General features: G+C 40.9%; 16 protein-coding genes and 1 other RNA gene. 14 read left to right on the forward strand and 3 right to left on the reverse strand.

Translation table 11 applies throughout. The features are described 5' to 3' along the window. Nucleotides 1–518: 518 nt before the first annotated feature. The 13 genes from CTT30_RS09700 to CTT30_RS09760 all read left to right on the forward strand — a co-directional run bounded on the left by CTT30_RS09700 (nt 519) and on the right by CTT30_RS09760 (nt 12715). A complete protein-coding gene (locus tag CTT30_RS09700) occupies nt 519–1874 on the forward strand; it encodes a TackOD1 domain-containing metal-binding protein (RefSeq protein ID WP_252034962.1) in 1356 nt (451 codons plus the stop codon). Then, nucleotides 1864–3180, forward strand: coding sequence for a glycosyltransferase family 2 protein (locus tag CTT30_RS09705; RefSeq protein ID WP_252034964.1), 1317 nt, complete (start codon nt 1864–1866; stop codon nt 3178–3180). Before CTT30_RS09700 ends, CTT30_RS09705 begins: the two co-directional genes overlap by 11 nt. 1 nt (nt 3181) lies before the next feature. Next, nucleotides 3182–4219, forward strand: coding sequence for an HlyD family secretion protein (locus CTT30_RS09710; RefSeq protein WP_252034966.1), 1038 nt, complete (start codon nt 3182–3184; stop codon nt 4217–4219). A 359-nt stretch (nt 4220–4578) separates the two neighbouring features. Next, entirely contained in the window at nt 4579–6105 is a 1527-nt protein-coding gene (locus CTT30_RS09715) for a PAAR-like domain-containing protein (RefSeq protein ID WP_252034968.1), read from the forward strand. Next, nucleotides 6102–6989 carry an AHH domain-containing protein gene (locus tag CTT30_RS09720; RefSeq protein WP_252034969.1) on the forward strand — a complete coding sequence of 296 codons (888 nt, stop codon included), beginning with the start codon at nt 6102–6104 and terminating at the stop codon, nt 6987–6989. Before CTT30_RS09715 ends, CTT30_RS09720 begins: the two co-directional genes overlap by 4 nt. Then, nucleotides 6986–7594, forward strand: coding sequence for an imm11 family protein (locus tag CTT30_RS09725; protein ID WP_252034970.1), 609 nt, complete (start codon nt 6986–6988; stop codon nt 7592–7594). The genes CTT30_RS09720 and CTT30_RS09725 overlap by 4 nt, the downstream gene beginning before the upstream one ends. Nucleotide 7595: 1 nt before the next feature. Continuing rightward, the gene (locus CTT30_RS09730; protein ID WP_252034971.1) at nt 7596–8087 is read left to right on the forward strand and encodes a hypothetical protein; all 492 of its coding nucleotides are present in this window, start codon (nt 7596–7598) and stop codon (nt 8085–8087) included. A 165-nt stretch (nt 8088–8252) separates the two neighbouring features. Beyond that, nucleotides 8253–8825 carry a hypothetical protein gene (locus CTT30_RS09735; protein WP_252034972.1) on the forward strand — a complete coding sequence of 191 codons (573 nt, stop codon included), beginning with the start codon at nt 8253–8255 and terminating at the stop codon, nt 8823–8825. Nucleotides 8826–8834: 9 nt separating this feature from the next. Beyond that, a complete protein-coding gene (locus CTT30_RS09740) occupies nt 8835–9326 on the forward strand; it encodes a hypothetical protein (protein WP_252034973.1) in 492 nt (163 codons plus the stop codon). Between the two features lie 769 nt (nt 9327–10095). Next, nucleotides 10096–10653, forward strand: coding sequence for an imm11 family protein (locus CTT30_RS09745; RefSeq protein WP_252034974.1), 558 nt, complete (start codon nt 10096–10098; stop codon nt 10651–10653). After that, complete coding sequence (locus tag CTT30_RS09750) at nt 10650–11006, forward strand: hypothetical protein (RefSeq protein WP_252034975.1); 357 nt, start codon at nt 10650–10652, stop codon at nt 11004–11006. Before CTT30_RS09745 ends, CTT30_RS09750 begins: the two co-directional genes overlap by 4 nt. Nucleotides 11007–11240: 234 nt before the next feature. Beyond that, nucleotides 11241–12176 carry a CorA family divalent cation transporter gene (locus CTT30_RS09755; protein ID WP_252034976.1) on the forward strand — a complete coding sequence of 312 codons (936 nt, stop codon included), beginning with the start codon at nt 11241–11243 and terminating at the stop codon, nt 12174–12176. Then, complete coding sequence (locus CTT30_RS09760; RefSeq protein ID WP_252034977.1) at nt 12176–12715, forward strand: mechanosensitive ion channel family protein; 540 nt, start codon at nt 12176–12178, stop codon at nt 12713–12715. Before CTT30_RS09755 ends, CTT30_RS09760 begins: the two co-directional genes overlap by 1 nt. Here CTT30_RS09760 and CTT30_RS09765 read toward each other — a convergent pair whose 3' ends face one another. Continuing rightward, the gene (locus tag CTT30_RS09765) at nt 12716–13111 is read right to left on the reverse strand and encodes a DUF2391 family protein (RefSeq protein WP_252034979.1); all 396 of its coding nucleotides are present in this window, start codon (nt 13109–13111) and stop codon (nt 12716–12718) included. Between the two features lie 266 nt (nt 13112–13377). Between CTT30_RS09765 and CTT30_RS09770 the strand changes: the two genes are divergently transcribed. After that, a complete protein-coding gene (locus tag CTT30_RS09770) occupies nt 13378–13797 on the forward strand; it encodes a VOC family protein (protein WP_252034980.1) in 420 nt (139 codons plus the stop codon). 78 nt (nt 13798–13875) lie between these two features. Here CTT30_RS09770 and ffs read toward each other — a convergent pair. Further along, nucleotides 13876–13972, reverse strand: an RNA gene (gene ffs, locus CTT30_RS09775) — signal recognition particle sRNA small type. A gap of 120 nt (nt 13973–14092) precedes the next feature. Beyond that, nucleotides 14093–16132: a diguanylate cyclase gene (locus CTT30_RS09780; RefSeq protein WP_370689702.1), complete on the reverse strand. Its 2040-nt coding sequence runs from the start codon at nt 16130–16132 to the stop codon at nt 14093–14095. Nucleotides 16133–16178: the final 46 nt, after the last annotated feature.

The raw sequence follows: 16178 nt of genomic DNA on the forward strand, positions 1-16178 counted from the left end.
CTTGTCGTGTACCTGACATTGAATAAATGTACTCAACAAACCTCATAATTAAATGCACTTTTAAGCTTTAATTCAATAAATGCGGATATACGCATATGATCAATGCAATCTGACACAACAAGTTTCATCAAAACAAAAGTAATTATAAAACAATAACTTAAAAACTTATTGGATTAAATTATGTTATAAAAATTTATATAAATACCTAAAAAATTATGACTCATAATTAAAACTCGACAACTCTCAGAAATGAGACAGCCACCTATTGTTTAATCAGCCTCAACTTAATTTTGGGCCAAAATGAGAAAAAGTTCGTTAGGGATAAACACTGTGGAAGTTAGACGAGAAATAACTTGGCTCTGACTCCCTTCTATACACAAGGGAAAGGCCTGTAATTTAAGTTGTTTGTGTATCTATTGCACGACGATTGTTTAACTAAACTTGCGACGGTACGCCCTCGATTCGTCTCCGATATCTAGTGGCTCTACTGTCAGAATTGTGACCTAATGAGACTAACCATGCCCGCTCCCATTAAAAACTTTTACTGGCTCAGTGATACTCCACCTTCTAGCCATCTTACTGACAAAGTGATTTATGTTCGCTCGGTTCAGGAACTGCCTGAAGGTTTTGGTGGTGCGGCTTGTATTGCCTTTTCAAATCAAGACACTCAAAAGGAAACTCTAAAAGCATTCTATCAGCAAAAGCTGAGATGGAGTTGGTGCCTTTTTAGCACGGAAGAAAACACGCTAACAACTTGCTTAACCGACGGTTTGTTTGACGAAAATACAGCGTTCGATCTATGGCATAATACGCAAAAAAAGCTATCAACGGCATCAGATATTCAGGCTCTTGACCCTATCATTGGTTGGCTAGGAGTTAATCGTGAACGCCGAATTACTTCACTCAAAAATGTCAGCGAACCGACTATATATCAGTACCCTCTTATCGAATTTTTATATCCAGAGCTAGATTCCGCATACCGCTATGCTTTGTCTGAGCAGAGCCGTAATATCTTAGAAAAAGAGCACCTAATCGATCGAATTCGCATTTGCTCTCAGTGTAACAGTGGGCACTTAAACTATGTCGACGTGTGTCCAAGCTGCCAAAGCATAGACATCGAATCACAAAGCTCGCTGCACTGTTTTACCTGTGGGCATGTCGATGATCAACAAGCCTTTACTCGCAAAGGCAAATTAGCTTGCCCTAAATGCCTTACCCAGCTTCGACATATAGGGGTAGATTATGACCGTCCGTTGGAAAACCAGAAGTGCCACACTTGCTCAAATATGTTTGTCGAAGCGTCGACAATCACTCAATGTATGAGCTGCGATTCCAAAGTTCCTGTACATGAACTGATTGAAAGAAAGATCTACCAATACAAACTGGGTGAATCCGGTCAATACATCTACCAACATGGAAAAGCCACCCAAGCTCCTGAACTGTCCATCAAAGGCAAAGTCGAGGCTAGCTATTTTGTTAATTTGATCAGTTGGCTAAATAAAGTCGCGTTAAGGCATAATGAAAACCATTTGATCCTTGCACTTTATCTGCCCTCTATTGACCACTATGGTCAACAACATGGGGATACAAAACTCTTCGCTTTGATCGAGCAAATTACCACCCGTTTGAGCGGCTTGTTTCGAGATACCGATATCTGCTGTCAGTATAAGCAAGATGTGCTTTTAGTGCTCATGCCAAAAACTCACCACTCTAGCTTGTCAGCTATACAGAATAAGCTTTCCGCTCTGAGCAAACTCATTGAAGAAGACGATTTCGAACTAAATGTGTTTGCCAGAAGCCTACCTGACCACGCACTTAACGGGGAGCCTGAGTCTTGGTTAGAAGCTTTACTGAGAGAAATCTATGCTGTCTGATAGCCTGACGTTATTTGATTATTTCAGGGGAATGCTCTTACACAACCAAGAGCTGTGGTTTTTGCTTTTTCCCCTGATGATCATCATTGAACTCCCGCTTTATCTGCTAGTTCTCACTGGCATTTTTCGTTGGGCGTACCGTGCGCAAGTAAAGGAACCGCAACACTTTCCTGCCATTAGCTTTGTCATCACATGCTACGGAGAAGGGGAAGCCATCGGTATTACGATTGATACGCTCGTTGAGCAAATATACCCGGGTTCTATTGAGATCCTTGCCGTGGTTGATGGCGCAGTACAAAACCAAGCCACATATCAAGCCGCCGTTGAAGGCGTCAAACGCCATGCCCAAGTGAAGAATAGAAAAGTGCGTGTTATTCCCAAATGGCAGCGAGGAGGAAGAGTTTCTACCTTGAATGCGGGATTATCTATTGCCTCCGGTGACATAGTGATCAATGTTGACGGCGATACCTCTTTTGATAACGATATGGCCTGCAAAATGATGACATCATTTTCTTCAGCAGATGTCATTGCCAGTGGTGGTGCTTTACGAGTGAGGAATCACAGCCAGAATATCCTGACTAAAATGCAGTCTCTGGAGTACATGCTTTCGATGCAAGCGGGGAAAACCGGCATGGCTAATTGGGGTGTCCTCAACAATATTTCAGGTGCCTTTGGCGCGTTCAGAAAGAGTACTCTCAAACAGGTTGGCGGGTGGGATACTCATACTGCGGAAGACTTAGATTTAACCATGCGCCTCAAACAATATAAGCGCCGATACCCAACGAACAAGCTCGCCTTCGCCACACATGCTATTGGCCATACTGACGTACCAGACACCTTAAAGGGTTTGGCATTGCAAAGACTACGTTGGGATGGTGATTTGTTGTTCCTTTTTCTTCGTAAGCACAAAGATGGCTTGTCCCCTTCTCTGCTGGGGTGGGGAAACTTCATCTTTACCATCACATACGGGGTAATTCAGAACGTACTATTACCACTTTTGGTTGTTTTCTTCACTTTGTTTATTTTTTACAGCTACCCCACCCCCTTCGTTTTAGCACTTACGCTCATGTTGTATTGTGTTTATCTTTTCTTATCACTTGTCATTTTTATTGTGTATGTGGGCTTAGTGTCTGAGCGAAAAAAACAAGATATAAAAGAGATGAAATGGCTCCCTCTTTACCCGATTTACCAGTTTTTCATGCGGCTCATAACCGCTTTTTCAATGGTGAATGAGGTTGTCAGAAGAAGTCATGAAGAATCAAGTATGGCGCCTTGGTGGGTACTAAAGAAAGGTAAGAGATTTTAATATGAAAGTGAATTTTCATTTAGATAAAAAGAATAACCCACAATCTGAAGGTGGCGTTAAAGTTGTCTATGGTCAGGCAAAGCGTGGCGGTTATCGCCTACGTTGGTACCTGATTCTAGCCATCGTCATTAGCCCATTAATAGCGATGGCTTACTACCTGTTTAAAACACAAGTATTGGTTACGGCACCAGCCATCATTACCTCACATCCAGTGACAATTAACGCCACTCACCCAGGTGTTGTCGGCCCAATACCATCGGATGTAGGAAAAACAGTGTCCCACGAGCAAACCTTGTTACTACTGAGTGATCCTGCTTTAGATCAAGAGCTAAACTTCATTAAGAGTGAGCTTTTAAAACTACCGACTGGTCAAGATTTCAACATTGAAGCCTTATATGCTGAGGCAATCAACCACACAAAGCGTAACCTTGATAAAGTTCAGGAAATCCAGCAAAACTACGATACGTACCGTTCACAAGGCCAAGTGTCTGAGGTCGACTATGCCTCAATGGTCAACATCACTAACGCTCTTAACACTCAATTAAGCAGTCAAAAAATTGCTTACGCTGAGTCAAAACGTGCCGACACTGAAACCAAACTGGCAGGCCCCATCGCCACCGAATACCGCTCTCTGATGAAAGCGTTTATCGTCAAGCGTTCAACTCAAGAAAGCTTAACCATTAAGGCCCCATTTGCAGGAAGGGTTATTGACATTCATGTCCTTGAAGGAGAGCGCGTTTTCGAAAACACGCCTCTTATTACGATCGCAAAAAATGCAACGCCCGAGATCACCGCATTTCTCGATCCAAAATATTTGCGCTTCAGTACCATTGGCACTCATGCCAAAGTGAAATATCCAGATGGAGAAACCTACACAGCGACAGTATCAAGCCAAGTTGAAGTTGTGAACAAGTTACCGCAAGAGCTACAAAGCCCTTTTGAAGGACAACCAGCCTACCTAAAAGTCAATTTGAGCTTCGATCAGCCTATCCCTGAAGAACGTTGGATTGAAGGTGTGAGTGTAGAAGTATCCTTTTAGCAAACAGGCTTGAGACTTTTCCCCTCAAGCCTTGAATATTCACATTGAGCGCTTACTTACCAAATCCCTGACCATCCTGTTAGCACAGCACTTCTATTGATTAGTAACAAGTGACTTCACTACAGAAATACATCGACGTTATTAACAAGAATAATCCAACCGGATACCATCAAAATATCGTTCACGCAAAAAAAACCAACAACATAATTTCATCCATTTTGTGAGACATACAGCCAAGAACCATCGATTTGGTGAATTAGAAGTGCGGAAAATTCACTATAACTATGAATTTAGTGAGATTGATGTGCGCTTTATTTTATATCATTGATCAATATTTGTTTAATGACTCAAGGTGCATCATGGGTGTAACAGTTTGTGCAAATGGACTCAGCGTAGTTCATAAGGGATCCGGCGGTGAAGCCAATGCCACATTGCCCGACGTTTGTCTGACCACAATCGGTAATGCCGTTGTACCTATCCCATATGGTAATAATGCAAAATCCGCTGATCTAGCAGATGGAACGACCACCGTATCCATGGATGGCGGCAATAGTATTGCGATTAAAGGCAGTAAATTCGCAGCAAGTACCGGTGATGCGGGGGGCGATAAGAAAGGTGTCGCGTCAGGCACTATAGAAGCTGAAGCCGAGTTCATCTCTGCCTCTCCAACCGTTTCAATGGAAGGAAAAGGTGTTTGTCGTTTGTCAGACCAAATGACAATGAACAAAGCCAACACTATGTGTCTTGGCGGTGCTCAAAATCCTTCTGTCACTGTCACAGAAGAAGCTGAAGGGACTTATACTGTTGATCTATTCCTTTCTTATTCAGATGGTGACCCTGTTCAAGGTGCGACCTACAAGCTGACCGATCAAAAAGGCGGCGTTTTTGAAGGCACACTGGATGACAAAGGTAAGGCATCGGTAGGAGGTGTCGCACCAGGGGAATTTGTTATCGAATATGGGGAAGACTCTCGTGATTTTACACCGAATATTCCGACAAAAACCAACCCCAACTTTAATCCAAATGCTAATGCACAACTGCTTATAGAGAAAACAAAAAAAGGTGAAGTCGGCTTTTGGGAAAATGCTTGGAAGCGTATGTCCGGTGCAGCTAGCTGGATATGGGGAGTTATCCTTGGGGACTTCAATGATGACGCCTCGGTAGAACAAATTATCGCCAACACAGCATTAACTATGATTCCGGTCGTTGACCAAGCAGCAGATGTACGAGATCTGTCCGCTAACGTCATGACACTGCTTGATGAAGCTGAACGTGATAAGCCGGAAAACTGGCTAGCACTCTCCCTTACTCTTATCGGTTGTATCCCAACCTTCGGCAGCGCGGTTAAAGGTACCTGTAAAGTAGCCCTCAAAGGTGGTAAAGGGACATCTAAAGACACATTACTTGCGGTACTACGAGGCTTAGGGAAAGGAGACCCAGAAAAATTCCTCAGAACTCTGGACTGGATGGACTACGCCAAACAAGCAAGCAATATTATCTCTGATGTCCTAAAACCATGTATCGAAGTAGCAACAGAGCTAGCCTCTTACGCGAATAGAATGGGAGCGGATGAGCTTGGTGCGTATTTCTTAAAGCTAGCCGACGAAGTCAAAGTGATTGATAAAATGGTGCCAGATAAGCTGAAAGATGCAATGGGCGAATTTGATCAACTTTTTGCACGAATCTTAGGTAAGAGTGAAAGAGCTTATCCAGCAAAAGTGAAGCATGATACTGGTAAGTCTTCTCAATCGGGAAAAAGCCGCGATAAAGCGAACGAAGAAAAAGACAAAGATAGCCCTAGATGTAAAATCTGCAAAAGGCCCGCAGGAAAAGGGGAAAGGCAATGTTCTGATGCGCTTAGAAGCAGAGGGAAAGCTAAATCATGACGAGTACAAACGAAAACAACAAATGTTCAGTTAAAGAGTTCGAAGGTGACGTAGTCCGACAGTCAGACTCATATAAACTAGCGAGCGCTGAACTTCGTTCTTCACACCCTCTAAACTTAAAATCCGGTACACTTGATGCTCATCATATTATTAGCGATATGGTTGTAGGCAGTCTAGCAAGTTTTCGAACTTTACAAATGCAAAGGAAAGGTTGGTCCATGAATCATGGGAGTAACCTAGTTTTACTTTCCTCAGATGAAGAAATATGTTGCTATTATGAGACCCCACAACATTCTTCAGGCCATACTGACCCCAATATAGAGGGTTCTTTTTATAGTTCAAAAGCTAAAATGTCTGCCGAATCAGCTAAAGTAAAAGATAAGAGCCTAAAGAAATCGATTGACTCAACTACTGGGTATCATAAAGTGGTTGCAATTAAGCTTGCTTTAACATTAAAAAACTTAGATTGTGACACAGACTTTAAAATCTATGTTAAGGAAATAGATAAAGTATCTAATAAGATCTTAAAATATATATCTAAGTTTAAACTTTTGCTAAAGTCAGATGGAGTTAGATTCAAAGAAAACAATACAGGTTGTGGCATGTGTGTATCAAGAGATAGCCACTATAGCTCAAAAGAGTTTGTTTTTTATAATAGGAAGTTAGATAAAGAAGAGACTCAGTATTATAAAGAAAAAAATAATGGTTCTATAGTAGAAAATACTACATACGAAAAGAATGACAAAGAGTATTTTGCCTCTTCAAATAAAAACTCTGTTTATGAAAACATTTATAAAGAAGTAAAAAATAAATCTGAAGTTAAAATTATTATTTTTGACTCAAAAAAAGGTCGTCTCAGAAACGTTAAGGAGCTAGGTAAATGATAAAAACTGAAATGCTAGCGACATTTAGTGAGAACTTATTGTCAAACGACATTATAGCTAAGCCAGATGATGCAAGAGAATATCTTTATTCAAATAATTCATATATTCCTGTATCAGCCTTAAGTCCAATCATTTGGCTAGCAGGTGACCATGATCTAGATGAAATTCCCGATATTATTGACAAGGGTGACAGGATGGTATCCGAGTTGATAATGAAAGCTATCATGTCTTGGGATCCCTATGGGATAATTTTTATGCCAGCAGCGCTAAAATCTGAAGATAAAAAATATTCAAATAGATATATTATGGCCACAAACAACATAATCGATGTAATGAATGAGGAGGAAAGCCATACTTATATAGAAGATAACTCTGATTATGGACTTCCTCCTGAGTTAATTGTTGACGAGCTTTTTATTTGTGAGAATAAATATAATTTAATCCCTGAACACAAGAAGCACATATTTAGAGTAAAAGGTTCTGATGATACTATTTTCTTCTCTGCGGAATTAGTTAATCATGTATGGGATATTGCAGAGAAAAATGGAGCTATAGGCCTTGTGCAAGAACCGTTTAACTTTGATGAAGAAGCCCCGGTGTTTTAAAATGCATAACGAATATCAAATACTATCTACTCAAAACTTCAAGAACTTTCCGCTCAAAGCAACTCCAGCACCTATAGTTCCAGTAGAACCTGATTTGCTGTTGGAGATGACCTTTTCACCAAAGCTGTTTATTATCAGCGATATTGCCTCAAAAGTAGAGCAACTAGTGCAGCATGGAGTTGAATGGTTAGATGCTCGTGTTGACTGTTCTCCAAGCCAACCTTCAGATGACCAGATAAAGGTTTATGAAGATTATCGAATGCCGTATATCCATCAAACTTATAGACTGACGGACAAAGAAAAACAATATGGTAAACTGAACTGGCTAGACGTTAATTCGACAGATTTTGACTTCTCTAGACTTGAACACATCCCTCTAGAGGAACGTTTGATATTTAAACTCGAAGAAGATTTTGGGTTAATTTTCATCCACCAAAGTGTGATCGATTTGCTGAAGAAACATGTCCAAGACGTTTGGGTTAGAGATGTTTAGTGACTAAAGGGGAGCACTATGTAGGTGCATCCTTTTCTATCGTATATTGGAAAGCACCACTACTTTGGTAGAACGAGTATATAGCTTTCAAACTCATCACCTTTAAATTGATAACAAGATTTAAGAAAGGCCTCCAAATCAGTCTAAAACCGATAAACTTAAACTATGAAATTCTCGATTATTAGCGAAAATTACCAAGTTTCTAGTACAAGTTTTACATGTGTAGACAACAGTGAACCTCTTTACAGTAAAGCAGATTACGAACCAACAAGTTCAGCAGACCCTATTGTTTGGGAGGCTACTGATGGCTCAATAAAAGGTGTGGGAAGCATAGCAGACAACGGCGACCTTTGCGTAAGTAAGGAATTTGCCGAGCTAGTTATGAGCTTTGACCCTTTTGGAATTGAATGCTATCCCGCAGAGCTTAGATTGCTGGATGCGGTGCTTAAGAATAGATATTTATTGGCTTTGAATAATGTCATTGATGTCCTTGATGAATCTAAATCAAGGACTAGAAAATCCCCCAAAAGAAATAAAATACTAATTATGGATCTCTATTTGTCTGAGGAAAAGCTACTTAATACTCCATTTCATAAGAGAGTATTGTTCAGAGTAAAAGGTGCAGAAACAGCGACGATATTCTGTGAAGAAATTTATGATCTTGCGAGAAAAAATTCACTATTTGAAGACTTAAGAATGTTCAAGTTAGACTGTGACCAAGAAGTACCAAAGTACTAGAGAATTGATATGAAAGAACAATACGTGATCCTCACTAAGCAAAGATTAGATAACTTTCCTTTTCAGCAAACCCCGATGCCTATAGTTCCAGTAGAGCCTGACTTGCTGTTGGAGATGACCTTTTCACCAAAGCTGTTTATTATCAGTGATATTGCTTCAAAAGTAGAGCAACTAGTGCAACATGGTGTGGATTGGTTAGATGCTCGTGTTGACTGTTCTCCAAGCCAACCTTCAGATGATCAAATAAAGGTTTATGAAGACTATCGAATGCCTTATATCCATCAAACTTATAGACTGACGGACAAAGAAAAACAATATGGTAAACTGAACTGGCTAGACGTTAATTCGACAGATTTTGACTTCTCTAGACTTGAACATATCCCTCTAGAGGAACGTTTGATATTTAAACTCGAAGAAGATTTTGGGTTAATTTTCATCCACCAAAGTGTGATCGATTTGCTGAAGAAACATGTCAAAGACGTTTGGGTTAGAGATGTTTGATTAAAAAGCACCCATACGCATCCATCGATGAACGCTATACAGAGCGAGGAATGTCTGATTTTCTAAAAATTGGTGTGGGTATGCTAGCAAGCAAAAAATCCAACAAATATTTTTTGCTCGCGGCTTTACAGGCATTCACTTTACACCGGTTGAAGTAGAAAATAATGGCCTGCATGAGAGTTATTCGTTTATGAATGTTACAGCTCATTATGACTTTCTAGATCCTACCGCATCTGAAGCTAGCCGATTTAATCGAAAGTTAGGCGTATATAGGAACGTTTACGAAGAGCTTATTGACCAAGAAAAGTTTAAATCTACTAATGTAGATCACGACTGTTTTACCTTATATAACTATAAAACTCCTTACTATGTAAATGAAAAGGTTAAAAACGCTTTAGAGAATAGAATTACAACAGCTAGAAGAAAGTATCAAAGATTCGGATTACTGTAGCCACTCTGGCTTTAAATCATCAAAAGAGATACAAGATGAAATGAAGGAACTTAGCCAATACATTTAAGAATTAATCATGAATTTTGATAGAAAAGGGGCATTAAATAACACATTCCATGACATCTATAACTCGGGAAATAAAGGGTGTTGTAATCAGCTAAACCATTCTAATATAGAAACTGACTCAGCGGCTTGTCGTCATCGTACAGCATCTAAGCTAGATATAAATAATCATCATGACTTCAGAACAACGAAAGGCGGTCAGCCTCTGCGAACCCCTTATTTAGGCAAACGAATTTCGAAGCTAGGATATTAAAAATGAATTACTACTTACTCTTTGGAAAGTTTGAAGATGGAGAAGGCTCATATAGCGTCCTTGACCCTTGGCGTTCTGCTTTAAAGTATTATGAGCCCAACATGAAACTCACCAAAAACCTACCAAAAGTCACTGTAGATAAAGTTTATGATGAACGTGGCGTTTCGGACTACTTGAAAATAGGGGTCGGCGCTTTAGCTAGCTTAAAAGTCCAAGAAGTTTTCTTTAACAATGGTTTCACAGGAATTCAATTTTTGCCCGTTGAAATAGAAAATGATGGACTTAACCATAGTTATGCTTTTATGAATGTAGTGGCTCAATACGACCTACTTGAACCAATCAAATCGAAAGCAAAAAAGCTAAATAATAAATTGGGTGGTTATACTCGTGTACGTAAAGAGTTAATTGACAAGGAAAAATTCTTCCACACTGACATCCAATATGATTGTTTTACTCTCTCTAACTATAAAATTCCATATTATGTCAGTGAGAGAGTAAAAGATGCATTAGAAGCCGCGGACGTCACTGGAATTGAATTTATACCGATGGAGTTTGCATGATCGAACAAAAGTTTCAGCAGCCCGGCTTATTAGCAGAGACAGAGGTAAACCCTTTGTTCCCTAGAATGGCTGATTTAGTGTTAGTGTTTTTCCCATCGCCAGGTGTGTTTGTAAGGAATACACTAACTATACCTGATGAATTCAAAACTAAAGCAACAGTATTTTATGAAGCTGACGGGGAACCTTTTGAAGAAATGTACGTTTTCTTGCCTGCGGTTTTACAAAGTCAATACGATGCAGGAAAAAATCAATCTGGCATCGTCTATAGCAAAGATGGGCTAAAGTTCGAGCCGGCATTAATTCAAGCCCTAGCGGATCAAGTGACAGGGCCTATAGAGCATCGCTCTGGTTAGTCTCACTTACAGTTTCAACAAGGTGCACCTAAATAAGTGCACCTTTCTCATTTGTAAGCTTAAAAAAGCGTTAAGCTTTACGAAATATTCTGGCCAGGTAAATGTGTGAAAGCCTCCTTCCCTTCTGCTTTTCAATCTTCTTAGTCAAGAACAGAGTTGACAGCAACCCCTAAATCCATTAAATGAAAAACAAGCGTCTACCATAGGGGTAATTCGCAACTAAGGAGGATCACTATGAGTGATTTCTTGATTTCAGGCTGGCGTTTTTCTCAAGGGAAATCTGAGCCATTAGCAACTCTCACAGATAACGTATTGCCTGATCACTGGTACCATTGCCAACGAGATGCAGCTAGTCTACGCGAATGGCTGCAAACTCAAGATCTTCCAGAGCCTTTAATTGATTCTTTGCTAGCAGACGATACTCGCCCTAGATTTGAATCATACGGTAAAGATTGTTTTCTGTTTATTTTACGCGGGATCAATCTAAATGCAGGCGCCGAGCCTGACGATATGTTGAGTATAAGAATTCTCTGGTATCGAGGTGCTTTGATCTCAACAAGAAAACTTCCATCTAAAGCTGTTGCAACGTTAATTGAGGCTCTTCAGCAAGGAGTTGGGCCTTGTGATATCTCGGATCTTTTAGTGTCGATGATTAACCGCATCAGTGACGCCATCGCTGCCTTCCTACACCCTGTAGAGGAGCAACTGATCAGGTTTGATACCCCTGACGTTAAAGATCTGGATGAGCTGAACGCGCTGTACTCTCGCCTTCTCCGTCTACGTCGCTATCTAAAGCCTCAACGATATGCTCTTGATGACTTACTCCAGGCCAACGTTCCCTCACTACAACAGCAAGAACATCATTTAAAAAACGCTCTCGATACTGTAGCTCGTTTAAACGAATCCATAGATTTTTACCTAGAGCAGATTAATCAAGCTCTGAGCCATATTCATCAGGTCCAGACCCAGATAATGAACAGAAATACATATTTATTTTCTGTCATTGCAGGTATCTTTCTGCCTGCTGGTTTCTTCACTGGACTGCTCGGCGTCAATGTCGGAGGGATCCCGGGGACAGATAACCCAATCGCATTTACGATACTTTGTGCGTGTATACTAATCGTTATAGTTGCAGAAGTAATACTATTAAGAAAAATGAGGTTTCTTTAATGACAACATGGCTCCATACTCAGCCAATATTGCAACAGCTTATTTTGGGCGCTTTGTTAATATTGGTTTATATCAGTTTACGCCGTATCGGTAAGCGGGCTCTAATCACCGTCGCAGAGAAAAAACAGGTGACCTTGGCACGAACACAATTTGTAGTCAAAGTGTTCCACGTGTCAACATTCTGCTTATTTGCAGCCATGTTCATTCTACTTCTTGGCATTGGTTACGGCGATATTTCACTATTTCTTTCCTCAATCTTCGCCGTCTTAGGCGTGGCTTTAGTCGCTCAATGGTCAATTCTTAGCAACATATCGGCTAGCGTGTTGATTTTTTTCGTCTTCCCTTATCGTATTGGCGATCAAGTTAAAGTCTGTGAAAAAGATGAAGACATCAGTGGGGTCATAATAGATATCACCATGTTTCATGTTTTATTACGGCATGAAAATGGCAACATCATCACCTACCCCAATACGTTGCTGTTGCAAAAGGGAGTCATCAAAATTGTAGACAAAGCAGAGCCTCTGCCGCCTTCAAAATAGTTATTCTTTATCAAAACTATCAACAATAATAGCTCCCATAGAAGCGGGCATAGTGATGACAACCACCCGTTTGAAAGCCACCATAGGTTCTTCCCAGAAAGGCAGCTTATCTAAGCAATAAAGGACTAAAGCGACAACGCACGCTGCCATAAGGTAAGCGGTGATGATTCGAAACACAAACACCATTTTTCGCTTCGAGATAGTGCGTTGAAAAACACTTTCATAGGTATATAAGGCAAGAAAGAGCACAGAGAGACCGAACAATAGCCATAGCTTGGCACCAGGGAGCGTTTCTCCTAAACGCCAAGCTTCTTCAGAAAAAGCGACGGGGACAGCGAGAGCAAAGGCACCCACAAATATCTGGCTGGCATCTTGAGCATTAAAACTCAACTTCATATCAAAGGAACCTTCCTAAACAAATTCACTATACTCAACATCATAGCGCTCCATCGCACCGATACCAACCTACACTTTTTAGCTCACGCCCCTTGCCTGAGCCATCCAAACAGCACAACCCAATCAAGTGATGTGTCATAACAAGCAAAGAATCATACTTAATTCTGTTCAATGCCACTGTTAAAAAATGAAAAAAACGCTTTACCTAAACTTAACTTGAGGTTTTAAGCTGTATCTCGTTGGCTAAGAGAATAAAGGAGAAAGTCATGATCCAGCTAGAGCATATAAACTTAGTAGTTAAGGACATTCCTGAAATGTTAAAGTTTTATCAAACCGCTTTTCCCCATTGGGACATCCGAGCTGAAGGTACGGGAGAATGGTACGGTAAGGAGAGAAACTGGCTACACTTTGGTGATGATTACCAATATATCGCCATGAGCGATCATGGTGAAGGCACAAACCGCGATCTGCAAGGTCATCAAGTTGGACTTGCTCATTTTGCCTATGTGACTAATAACATAGACGAAGTCATTGATCGGCTTGTCAAAGCTGGATTCCCAATTGCAAAACCAGGTGCTGAAGAGCCATATCGTAAGAACGTCTACTTCATTGACCCTGCAGGGTTTGAGGTTGAGTTTGTCGAATACCTAACAGATATCCCAACACAACGTAACTTATCGAGCTAGAACGCATAACTCACACCATCATCACTCGCGTAAAACAGAAAAGCCCGCAGATAACTTTGCGGGCTTTCAAATGGGTGGAAGCCCCAGCCACATCCCGGCACACAAGTCACTCGCTGCGGCTGCTTCCTTCCGGACCTGACCGAGTTCACGAGCTATTGTTGCGGGAGGACCAGGGCCTCCATAGATTCTGTTTCCTTAGCACGGCTAAGGAGTGAGGGGATTATCAGTCATCACTGAGGGTAATTCAAGGGAAATTCTTAATATTAACCCCGTTTTCGTGTCAAGTGCTTAGTCGTTAACCACCCTTAGTTAAAGGAACAACATTTTGCTCATCAGACTGGTGATTTATCATACTGTGATGTTTTTTCCTTTTGTGATCGTACATGGCTTGGTCAGCCTCATTAAGAACTTCTTGCAACGCCATAAAACGCTCTCGTGGATAGGACACCCCAATCGCGATGGAAATATCCAACGAGACTTGATGATCTTCAGAAACAAAATGAATTTTAGAAAGTTTTCCTAACAGTGAATTTAGTGTGACTGAATCTAGCTGGCCAACAAGTATAAATTCATCGCCACCAATTCGATAGCCGTACCCCTTCCAATAGAGTTCAATCTTGCCCGCCAACGCTCGAAGAACTTGATCACCAATTTCGTGGCCATAGGTGTCATTAATGAACTTAAAGCGATTAATATCTAGATAGAGCAAGGTGTAATTGGCATTAATACCTGAACGAAAGCGCCTATGCATGGCACGTCGATTATTAAGTCGAGTCAGGTTGTCAGTATTAGACTGACTGTGTAAATAAATCGCGACGATGGCTAAGAAACCTAGCACCAACATAAATAGCGCCCTGCTCTGACGCGAAAAACGTTGCTCCGCCTGAAGAGTAGCTTTCCAATCAGGTCGATAGTCGTAGCGTTTTACAATTCGCTCAGTATCAATCATTTTTAATGCACGACTAAATAGGGGAGCTAATGATTCCCCAACCTGATTTTTGGCAAATCCGATCGCAATATCAGAAGTGTAGTACCCCCCTATTAATGGATCTTCAGTTAGAGGGAGTAAGTCTTTTGACTCTCGCAACAGTATATTAAAGTTCGCTCGACTGATCGCAATGTAGTCGACCTCATGATTGATCAGTGCCTGTAGCTGCGATTCACTGCTGTCGTACGTCAGCAGCGCTTTCTTGGGGAGCAGCCCTCTCAGCAACTCTTCATAATAATCGTCCTTCACTACACCAATACGCTCGATGATTAATTCTGAGACATTACTGTATACATTGTCTTTATAGCCTTCACGTTTAACCAGTATCGCTTCTGGCCGATAGTATGGATCACTGTAGTACACTAAGTCTTTGCGAGCTTCTGAAATAGCAATCGGAGAAAGCACATCAATTCGCTTAGCAAGCAAATCACCATACATACTTTCCCAAGATTCATCTGCGGTACTTTCAAGCTGACAGTTCAACATTAGAATATCGCATGCTTGAAGAACAATATCAGCGGTGATCCCTGTCATCGAGCCATCACTATGATAAGTGGCATACTGACCAATGTTTTCGATTTTAACTCTAAGCGGCCGATTAAAGTTGATACCGCTATTAAGTACGGCCTGCCTCAATGCTTGTTGCCGTATTTCAAACTGGTATTGACGGATGGATTCACGTAATAGCTTCTGAACCTCAGCACCATGAATATAATGTTCAATCGTCCTAAGCAGCTGAGTATTACGACCTTTAGTGGAAACAATGGAAACCGGTTTAATGGAGATCTGATGATTAAGCAGTTGGGCATCAAACCCTGCTAGCAACATAGGTTTAAGTTGGTTAATCGCATCTACGACTCCATCGACGGTGCCGGACTGCAGCAACTGCATAGCTTCTTCTTGTCCTGAATACTCAACCAAAGTCATCGACGGAAAAGCAGCTTCTATCAGCTCTCGGTAAATCGTTCCTTTAGGCACACCTACAGTGTATAACTTATCTAATGTGGCATTATCTAGGCTGTATACGTAGGTATACTCAATATTGGTCGGGCCGGAAAAATCGAAATAGAGCGCCCTGTCTGGGGTATAGGTAACATTGGCTGCAAAATCACTGTTCCCTGTTTTCACAGACTTGAGAATAGCGTCAAAACTTGGGTAATAAACATATTCGATATCAAGTCGAAACTCAGACGCAACAGCATCAAATAAAACGCGAGTAACAACATCGTCGGCTTCTACCGCAACTTTATAAGGTGGAGTCTGTGCTTGAGCTGGCAAAAAACAGATAGCCAGAAACAGACCCACTACCCAATTAATATTTCTTTTTTTAGGTATAGAAAACAACAAAAAGGCTTCACCACTGCAGTGATTACTATCGTGCAGACACAATCAG

The organism is Vibrio coralliilyticus, from assembly GCF_024449095.1.
Taxonomy (GTDB): domain Bacteria; phylum Pseudomonadota; class Gammaproteobacteria; order Enterobacterales; family Vibrionaceae; genus Vibrio; species Vibrio coralliilyticus_A.